Source organism: Spirosoma humi (genome assembly GCF_054776575.1).
On sequence record NZ_BAAHBR010000002.1, the window covers coordinates 176,155 to 194,894 of the forward strand.

Annotated in this window: 12 protein-coding genes; 8 read left to right on the top strand and 4 right to left on the bottom strand. The window is 49.4% G+C overall.

Features of this window, described 5'->3' with window-relative positions; translation table 11 throughout:
• Positions 1-89 precede the first annotated feature (89 nt).
• The 8 genes from ACYU8Y_RS02575 to ACYU8Y_RS02610 all read left to right on the top strand — a co-directional run bounded on the left by ACYU8Y_RS02575 (position 90) and on the right by ACYU8Y_RS02610 (position 11,792).
• Positions 90-728 carry a gluconate 2-dehydrogenase subunit 3 family protein gene (locus ACYU8Y_RS02575; RefSeq protein WP_460933889.1) on the top strand — a complete coding sequence of 213 codons (639 nt, stop codon included), beginning with the start codon at positions 90-92 and terminating at the stop codon, positions 726-728.
• Between the two features lie 113 nt (positions 729-841).
• Complete coding sequence (locus tag ACYU8Y_RS02580) at positions 842-2,560, top strand: GMC oxidoreductase (protein ID WP_460933891.1); 1,719 nt, start codon at positions 842-844, stop codon at positions 2,558-2,560.
• A gap of 191 nt (positions 2,561-2,751) precedes the next feature.
• On the top strand, positions 2,752-3,315 hold the full coding sequence (locus ACYU8Y_RS02585; protein ID WP_460933893.1) for a hypothetical protein: 564 nt from the start codon (positions 2,752-2,754) through the stop codon (positions 3,313-3,315).
• A gap of 65 nt (positions 3,316-3,380) precedes the next feature.
• Positions 3,381-4,820: an ATP-binding cassette domain-containing protein gene (locus tag ACYU8Y_RS02590; protein ID WP_460933895.1), complete on the top strand. Its 1,440-nt coding sequence runs from the start codon at positions 3,381-3,383 to the stop codon at positions 4,818-4,820.
• A 905-nt stretch (positions 4,821-5,725) separates the two neighbouring features.
• Positions 5,726-8,161, top strand: a complete 2,436-nt coding sequence (locus ACYU8Y_RS02595) for an OmpA family protein (protein WP_460933897.1) — start codon at positions 5,726-5,728, stop codon at positions 8,159-8,161.
• A gap of 101 nt (positions 8,162-8,262) precedes the next feature.
• Positions 8,263-9,069, top strand: coding sequence for a 4-(cytidine 5'-diphospho)-2-C-methyl-D-erythritol kinase (ispE, locus tag ACYU8Y_RS02600; RefSeq protein WP_460933899.1), 807 nt, complete (start codon positions 8,263-8,265; stop codon positions 9,067-9,069).
• A 73-nt stretch (positions 9,070-9,142) separates the two neighbouring features.
• Complete coding sequence (locus ACYU8Y_RS02605; protein ID WP_460933900.1) at positions 9,143-9,751, top strand: cytochrome c oxidase subunit 3; 609 nt, start codon at positions 9,143-9,145, stop codon at positions 9,749-9,751.
• A 64-nt stretch (positions 9,752-9,815) separates the two neighbouring features.
• Positions 9,816-11,792 carry a M1 family metallopeptidase gene (locus tag ACYU8Y_RS02610; RefSeq protein WP_460933902.1) on the top strand — a complete coding sequence of 659 codons (1,977 nt, stop codon included), beginning with the start codon at positions 9,816-9,818 and terminating at the stop codon, positions 11,790-11,792.
• 73 nt (positions 11,793-11,865) lie between these two features.
• Here the strand turns inward: ACYU8Y_RS02610 and ACYU8Y_RS02615 are convergent, their stop codons facing one another.
• From ACYU8Y_RS02615 to secA, 4 genes are all read right to left on the bottom strand, one after another.
• Positions 11,866-12,804 carry a 3-oxoacyl-ACP synthase III family protein gene (locus ACYU8Y_RS02615; protein WP_460933904.1) on the bottom strand — a complete coding sequence of 313 codons (939 nt, stop codon included), beginning with the start codon at positions 12,802-12,804 and terminating at the stop codon, positions 11,866-11,868.
• Positions 12,805-12,947: 143 nt separating this feature from the next.
• A complete protein-coding gene (locus ACYU8Y_RS02620) occupies positions 12,948-14,072 on the bottom strand; it encodes a glycosyltransferase (protein ID WP_460933906.1) in 1,125 nt (374 codons plus the stop codon).
• Positions 14,069-15,151 (bottom strand): hypothetical protein, encoded by a 1,083-nt coding sequence (locus ACYU8Y_RS02625; RefSeq protein ID WP_460933908.1) that lies wholly within the window; start codon positions 15,149-15,151, stop codon positions 14,069-14,071. Before ACYU8Y_RS02625 ends, ACYU8Y_RS02620 begins: the two co-directional genes overlap by 4 nt.
• Before the next feature lie 187 nt (positions 15,152-15,338).
• Positions 15,339-18,731, bottom strand: coding sequence for a preprotein translocase subunit SecA (secA, locus tag ACYU8Y_RS02630; RefSeq protein WP_460933910.1), 3,393 nt, complete (start codon positions 18,729-18,731; stop codon positions 15,339-15,341).
• Positions 18,732-18,740: the final 9 nt, after the last annotated feature.

Sequence of the window (18,740 nt, forward strand, 5' to 3'; positions counted from 1 at the left end):
CCTCTAATTTCACAATCCAATCCTTGATTGTTATACATTTGTACTTCCTAATATCGTTCTATTTGAAAGTTTAATTTCGCTCTACGCACATGAACAGAAGAGACGCCCTCATGCGGGTGGCCATGCTGGCTGGCGCAACCATGTCGTTGCCCGCTTTGGCTGATACGCTCGAAGCTTCGGCTGCCAGACGCGCCCTGACGGGTAAGCCGCTTTTCTTGACGGCCGATCAGGATGCGACCGTTGCTGAACTGGCTGAAACCATTATTCCAACGACGAAAACCCCCGGCGCCAAAGCCGCCAAGGTGAATGAATTTATCGATCTGATGCTAAAAGATTGCTACAAAGCAGATGATCAGAAACGTTTTGTAGATGGCCTGACACAGACCAACAAACTGAGCCAGGATACATATAGTAAAGCCTTCGTGCAACTTGATCCAGCACAGCGGATTGAGATCGTGAAAAAATTACAGGCTGAGGCCAAGCAGGAACTGGCGCAAATGAATACAGCGAAAGCGGCTGCTAAAGTAGAGAATGCCCAGGCCGACCTGCAAATGCCGGATGCCAAGAAACGCTACACGCCTTTCTTTATGATCCTGAAAGACCTTACCATGACCGGCTATTTTACGTCTGAAATTGGTGCCACCCAGGCCCTTGAATACGTAGCGGTTCCTGGCCGTTATGACGGTTGCGTTACGCTCAAACCCGGCCAGAAGGCATGGGCCATCTAAATAAGTATGTAGGAGTTAGTAGTAGAAGTGAGGAGGGCTGGCACATGTTTTATGAGCCCGGATGGCTCCTCACTTCTACTCCTCACTCCTTACGTCTAACTCCTTAAAAAAACATGAATCTCAATATAGACGCAAAAAAAGATATGACCTACGATGCCATTGTCGTAGGATCGGGCATTTCTGGCGGTTGGGCTGCTAAAGAGCTCACGCAGAAAGGATTGAAGGTGTTGATGCTGGAGCGGGGCCGGGATGTAAAGCACATCGAAGGCTATCCAACGGCTACCAATAACCCTTGGGATTTTCCCCACCGGGGCCGGATTACGACGCTGGCGGCCGAAGAGTATTGGGCCAACATGCGGACTGGCTATACGGCCAACGAAGAATGGCGCCATTTTTTCGAGAACGATAAAGAAAATCCATACCTCGAAAAACGGAAAGTAGACTGGATTCGGGGTTACCACGTAGGCGGACGGTCGCTGATGTGGGGGCGGCAAAGCTACCGCTGGAACAAGGAAGACTTCATGGCCAATGGGAAAGAAGGTATCGGCGTCGACTGGCCAATTCGGTATGAAGACGTGGCTCCCTGGTACGATTACGTAGAAACTTTCGTAGGGGTATCTGGTAGCAAAGATGGTCTGGATGTACTGCCCGATGGCAACTATCAGCCAGCCATGCAGATGAACTGCCTGGAAAAAGAAGCCAAAAAACGCATTGAAAAGGCCTTCCCGGCCCGTACCGTGACCATGGGACGCACGGCTCACTTAACGGCACCCAAACAGATTCACTACGATCTTGGGCGGGCAGCCTGCCAGTTTCGTAACCAGTGTATGCGGGGTTGCCCCTATGGCGCCTATTTTAGTACCCAGTCAGGAACCTTACCCGCAGCCATGAAAACGGGTAAATTGACCTTGCGCCCTGATTCGATTGTCTCGGAAGTGCTGTTCGACGAAAAGAAAAATAAAGCGACTGGCGTTCGGGTTATCGACCAGAATACCAAGGAAGTGCGTGAGTACTATGCACGGATCATCTTCCTGAATGCATCGGCCTTTGCCAGTACATCCATCCTGATGAACTCGAAGTCGCACCGTTTTCCAAATGGTATGGGTAACGATTCTGATCAGCTCGGGCGCAACATTATGGATCACCATTTAGCGGCCGGTGCTGCCGGAACATTCGACGGCATGGAGGATCAGTATTACTATGGCCGGCGTGCCAATGGCGTTTATATTCCTCGTTATCGGAACTGGCATAACGATAAGCGCGATTATGTTCGTGGCTTTGGCTACCAGGGCGGTGCTGGTCGTGGTGGCTGGAATCGGGGCAATGGTGTTGATGGATTCGGGGCCGAGTTCAAAGACAGCCTGTCGGAGCCCGGCGGATGGACAATGAGCCTTGGAGGTTTCGGTGAAATGATCGCGAATCCAGATAACCGCATGACTCTCTCGCCCGATCAGAAAGATAAGTGGGGGTTGCCCTTGATCGTGTTCGATGCAGCCTACGGCGAAAACGAAAAGAAAATGCGCATCGACATGATGAATGATGCGGCTGAGATGCTCGAAGCGGCTGGCCTGAAAAACGTTACGCCTTACAACGACGAATCAAAGCATCCTGGTATTGGTATTCACGAAATGGGAACCGCCCGGATGGGTCGTGATCCTAAAACGTCGGTCCTGAATGCACATAACCAACTGCATTCGGTGAAGAACGTATTCAATACCGATGGTGCCTGCATGACCTCGGCATCATGCGTGAACCCTTCTCTGACCTATATGGCGTTGACGGCCCGTGCAGCCGACTTTGCAGTGAAAGAGATGAAGAAGGGTACTTTATAAGGCTGAACGAGTAACCGTTGATAGTTAGTAAGTGGAAGCGGGTAGCCAGATCAATTGATGGCTACCCGCTTTTTCGTTAGCAGATAAAATAAGCATCAGCAAAAAAAAGTAAAAATAAATAAACACTTGCCGATATGGTTGAGTTATACCATAGACTAAACAGTAAACTAGTCGAAAGACATAACTCAACGATGAAAAAAGTAATGATTATGGGTTGGATGCTAGTAGCTGGCATGACCCTAAACGCAGCAGCGCAAACAACGAACTCGACAACCAATTCTGGTACGACTGGTACAACAACAGGTACCACGGGTACTGGTACTATGGGTACGAGTGGTACGACAGGCACCACGGGTACAGGTACCATGGGCACCACAGGAACTGGCACGATGGGTACTACCGGTACAACATCGGGTACTTACCAGACGCAGCCACCGACCAACTCGAACCAGTCGACCACGAATGGAACGACTACTAACGGTACAACGATGGGCACTACGGGGTCTACGACCAGTGGAACCGGTTCTACTACGGGTAGCGGAACAAGCACATATGGCACGGATACAGGTACAATGAATTCAGGCACCAGTGCAGGTACGATGAATTCAGGTTCGACTGTACCACCAAGCACGACAGATCGGACGAACTCAGGCTCGACCGGTAACAACAGCCGTCGTACGAGAAGTAGTAGCTCGACAACAACGACTTCGAGTCCGACAACGACTCCTACGACTTCGACACCTCCCAGAAAATAGTGGCGTAAGTGCCGAAGAAAATACCCAGGGCCATACCTTTGCGAAGGTGTGGCCCTGATTTTTTTATGCTCGAACAAACTTCATTAATTAGTCTGAATACATTGACCGTCCGGCGTGGTGGCGTGCCTATACTGCGTGACATCACCTTTGAACTCCAACCAGGTGAATGCTGGTGTGTGATAGGGCCAACGGGTAGCGGTAAGACAACGTTTCTGCAGACGCTCGCCGGACAGCTTCCGGCTCCTCCAGGAACCCTGAACCGCCGGGTAGTAACCGAATTTGTTTCGTTTAAAGAGCAATCTAGTCGTTTTTCATACGGCAGCTATTTTTACCAGCAACGGTATCAGGCAACCATGAGCGACAATACCGAAGGAAGCGATGCCGGGTATACCGCGATTCCGTTGCTGCGCGATTTCCTGCAATTTTCTGACTCGTCAGAAGCAACGGCGCTGCTTGATCGTTTGGGCCTGCTGGCTTTGTTAGATCGCTCGTTTATTAAACTATCGAATGGACAAACCCGAAAGGCGCGTATTGGAAAAGCCTTGTTGCAAAATCCGGCTGTCCTGCTGTTAGACAATCCCTTTGTGGGTCTGGATGCTGCCTTCCGAATGGAATTGACCAACTGGCTGGGCGAATTGACAAATCATGGCCTGACGCTTGTGCTGGTGACTGAATCAGAGGAAGTGCCGCCATTCGCAACGCATGTCGCTCTAATGGAGGAGGGACAACTTCGTTGGTCAGGGCCCGTAAGTGACTACAAGCCTCCGTTTTCGCCCGAGATAGAATGCGTTGAGCTACCTGTTCTGCAAACAAAGCCGCAACATACTGATTTTGTTGAGGCTTTTCGGTTGCAGGATATTACTGTTCGATACGGTAATACGGTCATCCTGGATGATATCAACTGGATTGTTCGGGCGGGCGAGCGATGGGCTCTGTTTGGGCAGAATGGCGCGGGGAAATCAGTACTTCTCAGCTTACTTTACGGTGACCATCCGCAGGCGTATGCTAACCAGGTTAGTGTTTTTGGCCATCGTCGGGGTAAAGCGGGAGAAAGCATCTGGGATGTCAAACGACGAATCGGATTTGTATCACCTGAGCTGCATCTATACTTTCCTCAGCATTTATCAGTACGGCAGGTAGCCCTTACGGGCATGACCGATACCCTTACTCCCCCGGTTCGTGTCTCGGCCGAGACCGAGGCCGATTTGGTCAGTTTACTCACGTACTTTGAGCTGGCTCATACCATGGCGCGGCCCTTTGGGACCTTATCGGCAGGCGAACAACGATTGGTACTATTGGTACGCGCTTTTCTGAAAAATGCATCTGTGTTGTTACTGGATGAGCCCTTTCAGGCTATTGACAGTCGGCATGTTGAGCGAGCCAAAAAACTGATTGATAGTTTTACTGATAGAACAATTTTGTTTGTAACGCACAACCGAAGCGAACTTCCCCAGTCTGTCGATAAACTTTTCACTCTTTCTGCCCCCGTTAACTGGCCTAGTTAGTTGGCAAGATCGACTAAAGTTAATTGTGCCCCTACGTGAAAATTAGCCAGAATAATCGTTCCGGGATTCTTGCCTGATCTTTTCCTGAATAGTAGCTCTGATTATCAGGTCGCTATGGTTACTATTTAAACAAAGGCTTCTTGTCTATTACTCAAAGGTTAACCAATTAAATACATTGAGTTTTTGTCTTTCCTCGGATAGGAGCATTGCTGGCATGGTTTATGATGCGACAGTCACGTTTCCTTTAGCTATGAACTGGGAACATATATTTGGAAAAATCAGCGTCAACAAGTACTACTATTATTCGGAAAAGTAACGATGGTACTAGTCTGTATGAGCAAAAAATAGGCTTGGCATGATATTCGTCTGAGGATGGCGTAATCAGCATTCTTATATGGTGATATAATTACGAAATAAAATTATCGGTAACTTTTTGTGTATTGTGATCTTGCTAGTAAGAACAGATCATAGCGTAGTTTCTGTGCATAGGCAAACCGCGTTTGGTTAACTATTGGTCTGAGTGTAAGACAGAAAATAAGTTGATATTATCAACAAAGCAACGGCAACGGGCGTTGATGTGACGGGATAATCTGCTGGGATTGCTCGGCAAACGTCAGCTTGATTTTAAAAAGGATGAATCGCTGATTTATCTAAAAGGCTTTTCGCCAAACGGCGACTGAATCAACAATAGGTTCGTAAACGCGCACTTACCTATTGATCTGGTGTCTACAAGGAAGGGGGACTCGGTGGAATTTGCAACATTGTCAGGTTCGGCTACGCCATAATCATGGCTATGTGCGATTTGTGACGTTGGGTCGATGAATGTAGCGTACTGATTTTAAGGCAAACTCGTTTACCGATTGAAGGTGAGTATAGCGCCCAAAAGGCATGGCATAACGTCACGAATGAATAGAAACTGGAATGTATTGATTTTGGGAGGATTGCTGTGGCTAGGCTCATTAACGGCTTGGGCACAGACAGACTCGTTGTTGCAGCAGGCTAACCGATTGCTCAGCTATAAAGCTTATGGCCGTGCCATAGAAGCGTACTCTGAACTCCTCAACGAGTATGATACTAAGCTTACCAATACCCAGCGATTCGCCATACAAAGTGGCCTGGCATCGGCCTACCAGCAAGTAGGCGATACACAGAAAGCAGAGCGTTTTTTTCGGGAGGCTTCGGCCAATAGCGCGGAGGAGAGTCCGCAGCAAATACTAGAGTTTGCCCAGACATTAGTCAAAAATGGCAAGCTTCAGGAAGGACAGAAACAATACGAGCGATATCTACAAATAAAGGCCAAACAACCGGAACGGGCGATGCCAGCGGGTCCGGTAGCTGGTACGAGGAAAGAGCCCGTACGGTATCGGCTCGAGTACCTGGCTTTAAATTCCCAGGGCGAAGAATTTAGTCCGGCATACTATCGGGACGGTCTGGTGTATGTAGCTGGTAAAAAAGGGGGCGCGGCCATCGAAACTAATGGCGGTGGGGGCGGATCAGGCTATCTCGATTTATTTTATGCGCCTAATCGAAATAACCTGAAGGCAACCAGTATCATTAATGCAGATGGCAGCATCAGTAAAGCGCCGGATACGCACATTAAAAACCAATACAGTGTAGGACAGGACAGCTACACCCGCCCAACAGCCAATGACTCGCGCACCGTTCCGAATTTCTATGAAGGAATTAAGATCTCAGAAGGATTAGGCTATGAAGAACAGAGCGTCGATGCGGCAAAACGGTTTAGCAAGACGATAAATACAAAGTATCACGAAGGCCCGGCCACCTTTTCGCGGGATGGGTTGCACATTATTTTTACACGCAACAATTACAACAATGGCCGTGCCAGCCAAAGCTCCACGGGGGTAAACAAGCTCAAACTGTATACGGCTATCCAGGAAAATGGGGCCTGGACGACTATTGAAGAATTGCCCTTCAACAGTGACGAGTATTCAGTTGGGCATCCCACGTTGAGCCGCGATGATCAGTTTCTTTACTTTGTTTCGGATATGCCAGGTGGTTTTGGTGGCACAGATTTGTACGTGAGCCGGTACCAAAACGGCCGGTGGAGCCGCCCGGTCAATTTAGGGGCAACCATCAATACGCGAGGAAACGAATTGTTTCCCTTTGTCGACGATGCCGGGAATCTGTATTTTTCATCGGATGGCCGTAAAGGGCTTGGTGCATTGGATGTATTTTTTGCCACCTTATCAGATGGACTAACGGTGCGAAGCGTCGAGCACCTCGATGCGCCCATCAATTCCGATAAAGACGATTTCGGCTTCATAACGGATGCCGGCAGACAGGGCGGTTATTTTAGCAGTAACCGGCGTGATGGCAATGATGATATTTACCGGTTTGTTCGGGAAAGTTCGCTGTTCGGATGCCGCGACCTGACTATACGCTTATACGACACTAATTCGGAGCAGCCACTGGACAGCGTAACGGTATTGATCAAATCGCGGGGCGAAGGTCAACCTGATCGTACCCTGATTGGCGACGCCAACGGATTTGTGCGCATTTGTCTGGAAGGTAATAATGCGTTCACCTTTCAGGCTAGCCGGGATGGGTATATTAATAGTACGGTTGGTTTCACCACCACTTCGTTGACGGACGATCAGCCCAGCCGACTGGAAATTGGCCTCATCAAGCCCACCGTCGTTATGGATACCATTGCGACCGAAAATGCCATCAACACTGGACCCCTAACCCAGTCGCGCATTAGCGGTGTGGTCATGGGTGCCCGGGATCGAAAGCCAATAGACGGGGTAACGGTCCGGCTGCGGAATGAGTGTGATCGCTCGCTGCGGGAGTACGTAACTGGCCCCGATGGCCGCTATACCTTCAATGTGGTTGAAGGCTGCGATTATACGTTGGTAGCCTCTAAACCGGAGTTCGGTACGAATACAAACCGAATCAAACGGTTGCCCAAAAGGACAAAGCCGAAAGAAGTTTCGGCCGACTTACGGATGCTGAGCGTTGGTGATGTGGTTACGATTGATAATATTTATTACGATCTCGATCGCTTCAGCTTACGAGCCGATGCTGCCCGTGAGCTAGATAAAGTCGTGGCAACCATGCGGAAATATCCTACGCTAATTGTCGAAATTCGTTCGCATACCGATAGCCGGGGTGATGCAGAACATAATAAAGTCCTGTCCCTGCAACGGGCCAAAGCCGTTGCTAACTATCTGGTTTCGAAAGGTATAAGCCGACGCCGTATGTCGGCGTTGGGCATGGGCGAATCGCAGTTGGTGAATAACTGTACGGATGGCGTTATCTGTACCGAGGCTGAACATCAGCGTAACCGTCGGACAGAGTTCCGGGTCGTTGATATTAAGTAATACTTGTAAGGAAGTGTGAATGATCGTATTTTTCGACGTACTGAAAGCCTAGTAGCTGTAGGCCAGTCTAGCACTTATTCATCATTCATCGCTTATCATTCTTGTTAGCCTTCCCTGCCTGCAAAATCAACATCGGATTACGGATCACCGAGAAGCGTTCCGATGGTTTTCATAATCTGCAATCGTGCTTTTATCCGGTTGGTTGGGGTGATATTCTGGAAATAATACCCGCTGGGCAATTCAGGTTTACCGATAGCGGCTTGTCTATTCCTGGAAGCTTGAGTCAAAACCTTTGCGTTAAAGCCTATAACCTGTTGAAGGCTGATTTCGATCTGCCTCCGGTCGAGATGCATCTCCACAAAATCGTGCCGATTGGGGCGGGGCTGGGTGGTGGGTCGGCCGATGCCGCCTTTACATTGAAAGGGCTGAATGATTTGTTCAACATACAACTCAGCACAGCGCAATTGGAGAATTATGCGCGACTACTGGGCAGCGACTGTGCGTTTTTTGTCCAAAATCGACCCTTGTATTGCACCGAAAAAGGCGATGTATTCTCCGAAATAGCCGTCGACCTGAGTGGTTATTATATCGTACTCGTTTATCCTAATCTGGCTATCTCAACCGCCGAAGCTTATGCTGGAATAAGGCCCCGCAAAACGGACGTTTCGTTATATGATCAGTTGCTGGCGCCTATTGACGAGTGGCCCAAAACGATCCATAATGATTTCGAAGATAGTTTGTTTCCCCGGTACCCGCTTCTCAGTCAGATCAAACAGCAACTTTACGAATCAGGGGCTATTTACGCCAGCATGAGCGGCTCCGGATCAACCATCTACGGTATTTTTAATGCGCCGTCAGTTGTGCCAAACCAATTTTCGGCGTACCGCGTTTGGAAAGGAAGACTATAAACTAGTTTAGTGTTTGTCATTTTTCCTTGCTGAAAAATTGCGAATTCAGGTTGACAAACGACGGACCTACCCTATGAGTAATATGATAACGAAACGGCGGGAGCCGTTCCGCTTTATGGTGTGGTTGGGCATAGCCAGTAGTGTGCTGTTGTTCACTATACTGCTAATCGCTTATGTCGTTCGCCAGACGGGTCCAGGCTGGATGGCTACCAGGCTGCCTAATGTGTTTCTGATCAGTACCGGGGTTATTCTGTTGAGTAGCCTAACGCTGAAAAACGCGGTTCAGGCCTTTCGACATGAGCATTTCGGCACGTACCGTGCCAATATTGCCACTACGCTTGGATTAGGTATTCTGTTTGTCATTCTGCAGGCCTGGGGGTGGCGTCAGATGACCCGGACGGGTATCGAACTGCAGGGGAATCCGGCTGGTGGGTTTGTTTACATTATATCGGGTGTTCACCTGCTTCACATTGTAATCGGTCTTGTCTTTTTAGCGATCCTTCTGGTCGAAGCCATGCGCCGTCGGCTTTACGTCGATTCGTTTGTATACAGTGTCAATCCCCCCAATTGGTTAAAAATCAGGCTTATTGCCTTATACTGGCACTTTGTCGATATACTTTGGCTTGGTTTGTTTGCCTTTTTAGTTATTCATCACGGCCTCGATTTACGCCTGTCTCTTTAAGAATTAGCTGATTTCGGGTCTTTCTTCCGTTATTTGTTAGTATAAAGTCCGTATTTTATTATTCATGAAAAAAATCGCTCTCTGGGCAGGGTTGTGGGCATTGAGCTTAGTGTCCTTCGCTCAAACTGTACCTTCGTCAACGTCAGCTCCGGGGTCAAAATATGACCCGCTAGCCCTATTTCATCCCTTATTTAACATGCAGCCCGGTAACGACTATCGTACCGGTAGCGGTGCGCCTGGCCCCCGGTATTGGCAGAATCGGTCAGATTACCAGATTAATGTTACGCTCGATGATCAGCAAAATACGATCACGGGTGACGTGACCATTACGTACAAGAACAATTCACCCGAATCGCTGGCCTACTTGTGGCTGCAACTGGATCAGAATGCCTTTAGCGATACCTCACGGGCTTCGAAGACAACACCTGTTTCGGGTGGGCGCTTCGGAAATCTGGGATTCGCCGGTGGGTTGACCATTTCAAGCGTGACGGTCGAGGAGGGAAAGGGCAAGTTTACGACGATGCCTTATACCATTACAGACACGCGTATGCAAATTCGCCTGACGGAGCCTGTAAAACCAAATGGTGATGTCGTGAAAATAAAAGTCGCCTACTCGTTTAAAATTCCAGAGTATGGTTCTGACCGTATGGGTCAGTTGAAACGGAAAGATGGTATTATTTATGAGATAGCCCAATGGTATCCTCGCATGTGCGTGTATGACGACATAGAAGGCTGGAACGTCCTGCCTTATCTGGGGGCAGGCGAGTTTTACCTTGACTATGGCGATTATGAGTATACGATAACCGCGCCCTGGGATCACATCGTGGTGGGGTCGGGCGAGTTGCTGAATCCGAACGAAGTACTGACCGCCGAACAGCTGAAACGCCTGGATCAGGCCCGTAAAAGCGACCAAACAGTTATTATTCGGGGTAAAGACGAAGTTAATAACCCGAACAGCCGTCCGAAAAAATCGGGCACGTTGACCTGGAAATTCCGTTGTCAGAATACCCGCGATGTTGCCTGGGCTTCGTCGAAGGCGTTTATATGGGATGCGGCAAAAATGAACCTGCCCAGTGGCAAACCTGCCCTAGCTCAGTCGGTCTATCCCGTCGAAAGTGCGACGAACGATTCGTGGGGCCGTTCGACAGAATACGTAAAGGGCTGTCTTGAGTTTTATTCCAAATACCTCTACGAGTTCAGTTATCCCGTAGCGACCAATGTAGCGGGTATTGTGGGCGGTATGGAGTACCCTGGCATCGTTTTCTGCGATCATAAAGACAAGAAAGATGCTCTCTGGGGCGTGACTGACCACGAGTTTGGGCACAACTGGTTTCCAATGATTGTCGGTAACAACGAGCGTAAATTTCCCTGGATGGACGAAGGATTCAATACCTTCATCAATACGCTTTCTACGGCTAACTTTAACAAAGGTGAATACAACCGGGAGCGCGGAACCATGCACGACATTGCTCCGGCACTTTTCTATCCCGCCGAACCCATCATGACCATTCCCGATGTGCAACAGCCACGGGCGCTGGGTATATTGGCTTACTACAAGCCGGGAATGGGCTTGAAATTATTACGTGAGGTCATTCTGGGGCCAGATCGTTTCGACTTTGCCTTCAAGAATTATGTAAGCCGCTGGGCTTTCAAGCATCCAACCCCTTATGATTTCTTCCGGAGCATTGAAGATGGAGCCGGCGAGGATCTAGGCTGGTTCTGGCGTGGTTACTTTTACGAAACCTGGAAATTGGATCAGGGCGTACGGGAGGTAAAATACGTAGATGGTGCCGCCGATAAAGGATCGTTGATCTCGATCGAAAATCTGGATAAACTGGCTATGCCTGTCACGGTTGAGATAACGGAAAGCAATGGGAAAAAAGGCCGGGTAAACCTGCCTATCGAAGTTTGGCAGCGTGGTGCTACCTGGACATTCAAATATAATTCGACATCGTCGTTGAAGACCGTGGTTATTGACCCCGATCAGAAATTACCCGATGTCAACAGTAAGAACAACACCTGGCGGGCAGAAGCCCAATAAGGAATCGCCGTCCATCAAAAAAGGGCAGGAAGTATATACTTCCTGCCCTTTTTTGATGGACGATTATATTGTTTTACACTTCCACTAGCATAGCGCCGAACGAATATCCTCCTCCGAATACCGTGATAACAATATGCTCTCCCTTTTTGAAGCTATCCCATCGCTCCGAAAGGGCAATGGCGCAACCGGCACAGCCTGTATTGCCATATCGCTGGATATTCGAAATCAGCTTCTCTTCAGGCAAGCCTAACGTCTTCATCACATTGCGCGAAATGCGGAGATTCGCCTGGTGAGGGAGAATATAATCTACATCGGCAAGTTCCAGGCCGCACTGTTCGAGCACCTGCAAGCTGGCTTTAGGCATGTATACACAGGCGTTGATGAACACATCGCGACCGTGTGGCATCGTAACGCCCCCGTCAGCGGGTTTCATCATTACCCCTGTCGTTGCTTTTGGGGTGTGCGCTGCGCCCCCGGTCTGCAGGGCTTTAATGGCAAAATCATCATCGCTCTGCCGTTCTTTAGTGATCAGCAAGGCCGCTGCGCCATCGCCCCACAAATGTCCTGAGATGGTGTCGGTTTCGTTGTAGTACAGCGTGTTGTGTTCCGATACAATGACCAAGGCACGGCTGGCTTTGTTGAGCGCAAAATAGCCCTCTACCACTTCAATCGCATTTAAAAGAGAGGAACAGGCGGTTGAAATGGAAATGACTGGAATATCGGCGATACCGAGGTAGTGCTGCGCTTCGTGCGCAATAGAGACAATGGTATCGTAAGGCGTGTACGTGCCTCCTACAATCAAATCGACATTGGTCAGGTCTGCTTTTTCCATGAGCCGTTGAACGACTTCAACTGTCATGGTATTTGTGTTCTCACCGGGAGCGGCTTTGCGTCGCTCCACAATTCCTGTTCGCTCGATAATCCACTCGCTGGACAAGCCATTGAGCTGCGTAAAATGTTCATTGCCGACTACCTGCGCGGGCAGATAATGGCTTACTGCATGTATGTACATCAGGCCAAATAAGTAGGACTAATCCAGGTATAACCCAAATCAATTCTTAAAGTTAAATCCTTCCGGGAAAACGTGGTATTGGTCATTAGAACAATACCATAACGTATTTGATTTTTTATGTAAAAGCAAACTAAATTCACTGCCTAATTTGCATAAAGCACTCGTCCGTAAAACTGAAGGAGCTTTTCCGCTTCGCTGGTCCAATTATAAAACTGCTCAACCGCTTTTTGTCCGCGTTGTCCCATCAGTCGAGCCTCATCAGGATTCTCAATCAAATAAGCAAGTGCATCAGCCACCTGTGTCGGGTCATAAGGAGAAATGCAAAAGCCGCACGTATGTCGATCAATGATGTCGCGATAAAGCGGAAAATCAGACGTAACGACGGGCAGCCCCAGAGCCATATATTCGAATAATTTCGTTGTGTACGATTCTGGATAATCGCCAACCGGTTTGAGTAAAGCCAATCCCGCCGTTGCCTGGGCAGCGTAGGGAAAAGCGATCCGCTGGTTCGTGTATCCATAGAAACAAAGATGATTACGCACGGAGTCGTAAGTAGCCAGTTTCTCCAACTTATCAGCCGTAAAGGTACGCCGACCAAACAGATGCACAATAAACTGGGGGTGTGTTATTTTCAATTTGGCCAAACCGGCAACAAGGGTATCGATAGCCCGATCGAAACTGAGCAGGCCAATGTAGAACAGCGATGGTTCCTGCCGATTCGGGTTGTAAGGGGTTTGAAACGGTTCCAGAAAAGAAAGAAGCGGATAGTTGTAAATGACAGCACAAGGCTTACTCAACCTAGTATAAGTCTGTAAATAAGCCTGTTCGGTAAAGATAAAATAGAAATGCTGGCGGGCGACTTGGTCAAACCAGCGAAATACTTTTTCCAGAAAATAACCTTTGTTGATTTCTTTTCGGTGAATTTTCTTGTGCAGATTTTCCTGTACCTCATAAATTACTTTCGCGCCGAAGAGCCAAAACACATACGCAAAAGGAATAAACTCAGGTACATACACGTGAATAAGCCGAGGACGCAGCCAAAGGCAGCGAAGCAGAACAAATGGGCAGGTAATCAGCACCCGCCAAAGTACCCGCCGATAATAAGGCAACCAGATGAAACGAATGTCAGGCGCAATGGAGGCATCTGCGTGGGGTAATGCACAAAAGACGTCGTAGGTTCCGGCAAGCGTTTGGCATTGCTTGAATACCACCCGCGGGTCATAAGCAGGATGGGCCGTACTGACGTGCAAAACGCGGATCTTCTTCACTTAATTACCCCCAGGCTACGTAGTTCGGCATCAATTTTTTGATTCCAGCGTTCCTGAGCCGCCTGATTCAGGCTGTGATTCGTTTCATCATCGTACTGGGTTTGCAGTTTGCTCATCTCCCGAAACGATTCGATGAACTGGTACTGAGTAATGCTATTGTAATCTTCCAGCGTAAGACTATCGGGGTGGATTTTTCGCTTGAAGCGCTCGACAATGATCTTCGTGATATCGAAATGGCGTTGTTCGTGGTTAAGCGCGTAGGCATTGTGGGCATCAGGACGCGCCCAGGAAGAGGGTTTCAGCATATACGCCTTGGCTCGAAGATTCAGAATAATGACACCATCTTTTACCGTACTCTTGCCTTCATACGAAAAGCTGGTAAACACTTCGGCGGCATAATGGCTACCTTTTCGTGGAGGTGCCTGAAAGTCAGCCCAGGTCAGTTTCCGAGCCGTGTTGTAGTGAACCGTATCGTCGTCTGTGATTCGGGTATCGTCGATAAAGTTGATTTTCAGGCTTCGGGCCAGTTTCTCATTTCGTCCGCTCTCCCGCTTCATATACTCATTCAGGTTACGCAGCGAAGCGACTACTGCCTGCCGAATGGTGGATTCAATAACGTCCAGATTGGCTAGCGGTCGGGTGTAGGTGGCACTGCCCTGATAGTCGGTCAGACGGGTACTTGTGGTAACACCAGCGTCATCTTTACCCAATAGCTCGAACGATACGGAAAACGAGAACTGTCCGGACACACGATTGCCAACGGCGGTTTCGCTTACCCGACACTGCCGAACGCGCATTGCAATGGGTCTCAAGGCCCTGTTCTGCTTCAATCCCTGATCGATAAACCGTTGGAAACTCGTGGCGACACCTTTCTCAAGATCAACAGCTTGCGGTGGTTGATTGAGAACCAGAGCCAACCGGGCAACGGGGCCGCGCTCGGGGCGCTGATCGGTAACGGCGGCAATATAAAATTCTTTGGGGGCAAAGGGCAACTGCTCCGAGCGAAGCCGAATCGGGTCAGGAATTACCGAAAATGCCAACGACCCAATCAGGAACAGACATAAAAAAACCTTATTCATACTACCGTAATAACGGCTCATTATAATAAAAAGTGCAGCACCAGCTATACTGGAGTTTCGCATCAAAGGCCGTGCCAGGCACACAGCTTACCGCTTGGTTATCAGGTGAAAAACGAAACCTCCTTATAGACAGAGACGCCCTCTGAATGGTTATTCAGAGGGCGTCTCGTTATATATGGCCAGAAGCTTAGTCGATCAACATAGCCTTGCCAGTGATGACATCATTTTCAACGGTTTTAAACTTGACATCCCGCTTAACAGAACCATCGGCATATTGCACATTGACACGAGCGTTGCGGTCTAATTTAGCCACGCGTAGGGGAGCCTGACGGGGGGGCATCGGTGGTGCTCCAGCGCCCATGGCATCATTTTCGGCCATGCGCCGGGCGTATTCTTCCGGTCCCGTAGCCAGGTGATCATCGTCAAAATCTTCCATGTTCGTATGGAGCTGTGGTTGCGGCTGAGGACGTTGCTGCGCCGGTGCCTGCCGAATCTCCTGTTGAACATCTTCGGCCTCCTGCGCCGGAATATCGGCTTTGGTCAGGAAACTGATGGTATCGAAATTAACTTTGTTCAGAAAGCGCTTGAACAGCTCAACCGACTCAAACTTGTAGACGAGTAGCGGGTCTTTCTGTTCAAAGACAGCGTTCTGTACCGACTGTTTCAGGTCGTCCATTTCGCGCAGGTGTTCCTTCCACTCCTGGTCGATAACCGACAGCGTTACGGCTTTTTCCATTTCGGTCACGATGTCGCGAGCGCCTGATGCGACCGCTTCCCGTAGATCAGAAACAACCGTCAACTCATGCATACCGTCGGAGAACGGCACTACTATGTTTTTAATCTGGTGACCCTGATCAGCCAATACTTGTGTTAGAACAGGCAAGGCTTTTTCGGCAATCGCCTGGTTCTTGGCCTGATAGTTTGCTTCGGCCTCATCATATAACCGACGAATCTGATCCGGCTTTTTCAGGCGGTTGAATTCATCGGCACTCAGAGTGGGTGAAAGGCCAAGCGTGGTGAGCAGCTGGAGTTTTATCTCCTCATAGTTCCCCTCAGCATTATTGACCGTTTCTTCGACCACATCGTACATCGTATTGGCAATGTCGAGTGGTAAACGATCCCCGAACAGGGCATTCCGACGGCGCTTGTAGATGGCCTCGCGCTGGTAGTTCATCACGTCGTCGTATTCCAGCAACCGCTTCCGAATGCCGAAGTTGTTTTCCTCCACTTTCTTCTGGGCCCGCTCAATCGACTTGGTGATCATAGAGTGCTGAATAACTTCACCCTCTTCCAGACCCATCCGGTCCATCACTTTCGCAATCCGTTCCGAGCCAAACAAGCGCATAAGGCTGTCTTCGAGCGAAACGAAAAACTGTGACGTACCCGGATCGCCCTGACGGCCCGCCCGTCCGCGCAACTGCCGATCGACCCGGCGCGATTCGTGGCGTTCTGTACCGATGATGGCCAACCCACCTGCTGCGCGCGATTCTGGTGTCAATTTAATATCTGTACCACGCCCCGCCATGTTGGTCGCAATGGTAACGGTGCCAGGATGACCGGCCGAAGCGACAATCTCGGCTTCGCGCTGGTGGTACTTAGCATTCAGAACCTGGTGCTGTATTTTGCGGATGGTCAGGAACCGGCTCAGCAGTTCGGAATTCTCGACCGACGTTGTACCGACTAGGACAGGTCTTCCTTTCTCAACCAGAGTGGCGATTTCATCCACCACCGCGTTGTATTTCTCGCGTACCGAGCGATACACTTTGTCTTCTTCATCGGCGCGGCTAATGGCACGGTTCGTGGGAATAACGACCACATCCATTTTGTATATCTGCCAGAATTCAGACGCTTCCGTTTCGGCCGTACCGGTCATACCTGCCCGCTTGTGATACATCCGGAAGTAATTCTGGAGCGTAACGGTTGCGTAGGTTTGCGTGGCGTCTTCAACTTTCACATTTTCTTTCGCTTCGACCGCCTGGTGCAGGCCATCCGACCACCGGCGACCTTCCATAATCCGCCCCGTCTGCTCATCCACGATTTTCACTTTGCCATCCATGATGACATACTCGGTGTCTTTCTCAAACAGGCAATAGGCCTTCAGCAGTTGGTTAACAGTGTTGATCCGCTGCGTTTTGACGGCATAGTCACGAACAACGGATTCCTTATGCAGAATTTTTTCCGGTTCCGACAACTCGCCGTCTTTGTCGATCGCATTCAGGTCAATGGATAGGTCGGGTAGGATAAAAAAGTTTGGATCTTCGCTCGATCCGGTAATGTAATCGATTCCCTTCTCGGTCAGATCGATCCCGTTATGCCGCTCGTCGATCGTAAAATACAGAGGCGCATCGGCCTCCGGCATTAACTTCTGGTTTTCGGCGAGGTAGATCGATTCGGTTTTTTGCAAGAGGGCTTTGTTACCCGTTTCGCTTAAAAACTTAATGAGCGGTTTGTGTTTTGGCAAACCACGATAAGCCCGGAACAACGATAATCCACCTTCTTTTTCATCACCGGCGGCAATTTTTTTCTTAGCATCGTTCAGGAAGTCATAGACTAATTTACGTTGCGCTTCGACCAGGCGGGATACGCGGGGCTTCAGCTCGATGTAATCCTGCTCATCGCCACGAGGTACGGGACCACTAATGATAAGCGGTGTCCGGGCATCATCGATCAGAACGGAGTCAACCTCATCGACCATCGCGTAATGGTGTTTCCGCTGCACGAGTTCCCCTGTTTCGCGGGCCATGTTATCGCGCAGGTAGTCGAATCCGAATTCATTATTGGTTCCGTAGGTAATATCCGCCAGGTAAGCCAGCTTGCGTTGCTCAGAATTGGGCTGGTGCTTGTCGATGCAGTCTACCCGCATGCCATGAAACTCAAACAGGGGAGCCATCCACTCGGAGTCACGCTTGGCCAGATAATCGTTGACGGTTACGATATGCACACCCCGACCGGCCAAACCGTTCAGAAAGGCCGGAAACGTAGCAACAAGCGTTTTCCCTTCGCCCGTTGCCATTTCGGCAATTTTGCCCTGATGAAGTACAACACCCCCGATGATCTGAACGTTGTAATGCACCATATCCCATTTGATGGGCGATCCGGCAGCATCCCAGGTATTAGCCCAATGAGCCTGATCACCATCGATAACAACATTTCTCTTGCGGGATGCAATTTCACGGTCAAAATCGGTCGTTGTTACGGTTAACTGCTCGTTCTCCGTAAACCGGCGAGCCGTTTCTTTCACGACGGCAAAGGCGCGGGGCAGGATGTCGAGTAACACTCGCTCCAGTTCCGTATTCCGATCTGCTTCGAGTTTATCAATCTGGTTAAAGATCCGCTCCTTTTCGTTAACGTCTACATCCGGCTGGCTGCCGTGTTCGTTGAGTTCAGCCAGTTGGGCATCAATATCACCCAGTTCCTGCGCGATATGAGCCTTGAGATCGGCCGAAACGCGACGTAGTTCGTCGTTGGAGAGTTCTTTTAACCGAGCAAATTCGGCATTTACCTTCTCAACATAGGGAAGCAATTCCTTGATATCCCGTTGCGATTTGGTTCCGAAAAATTTAGCTATGAGATTAATCATCGTATCATT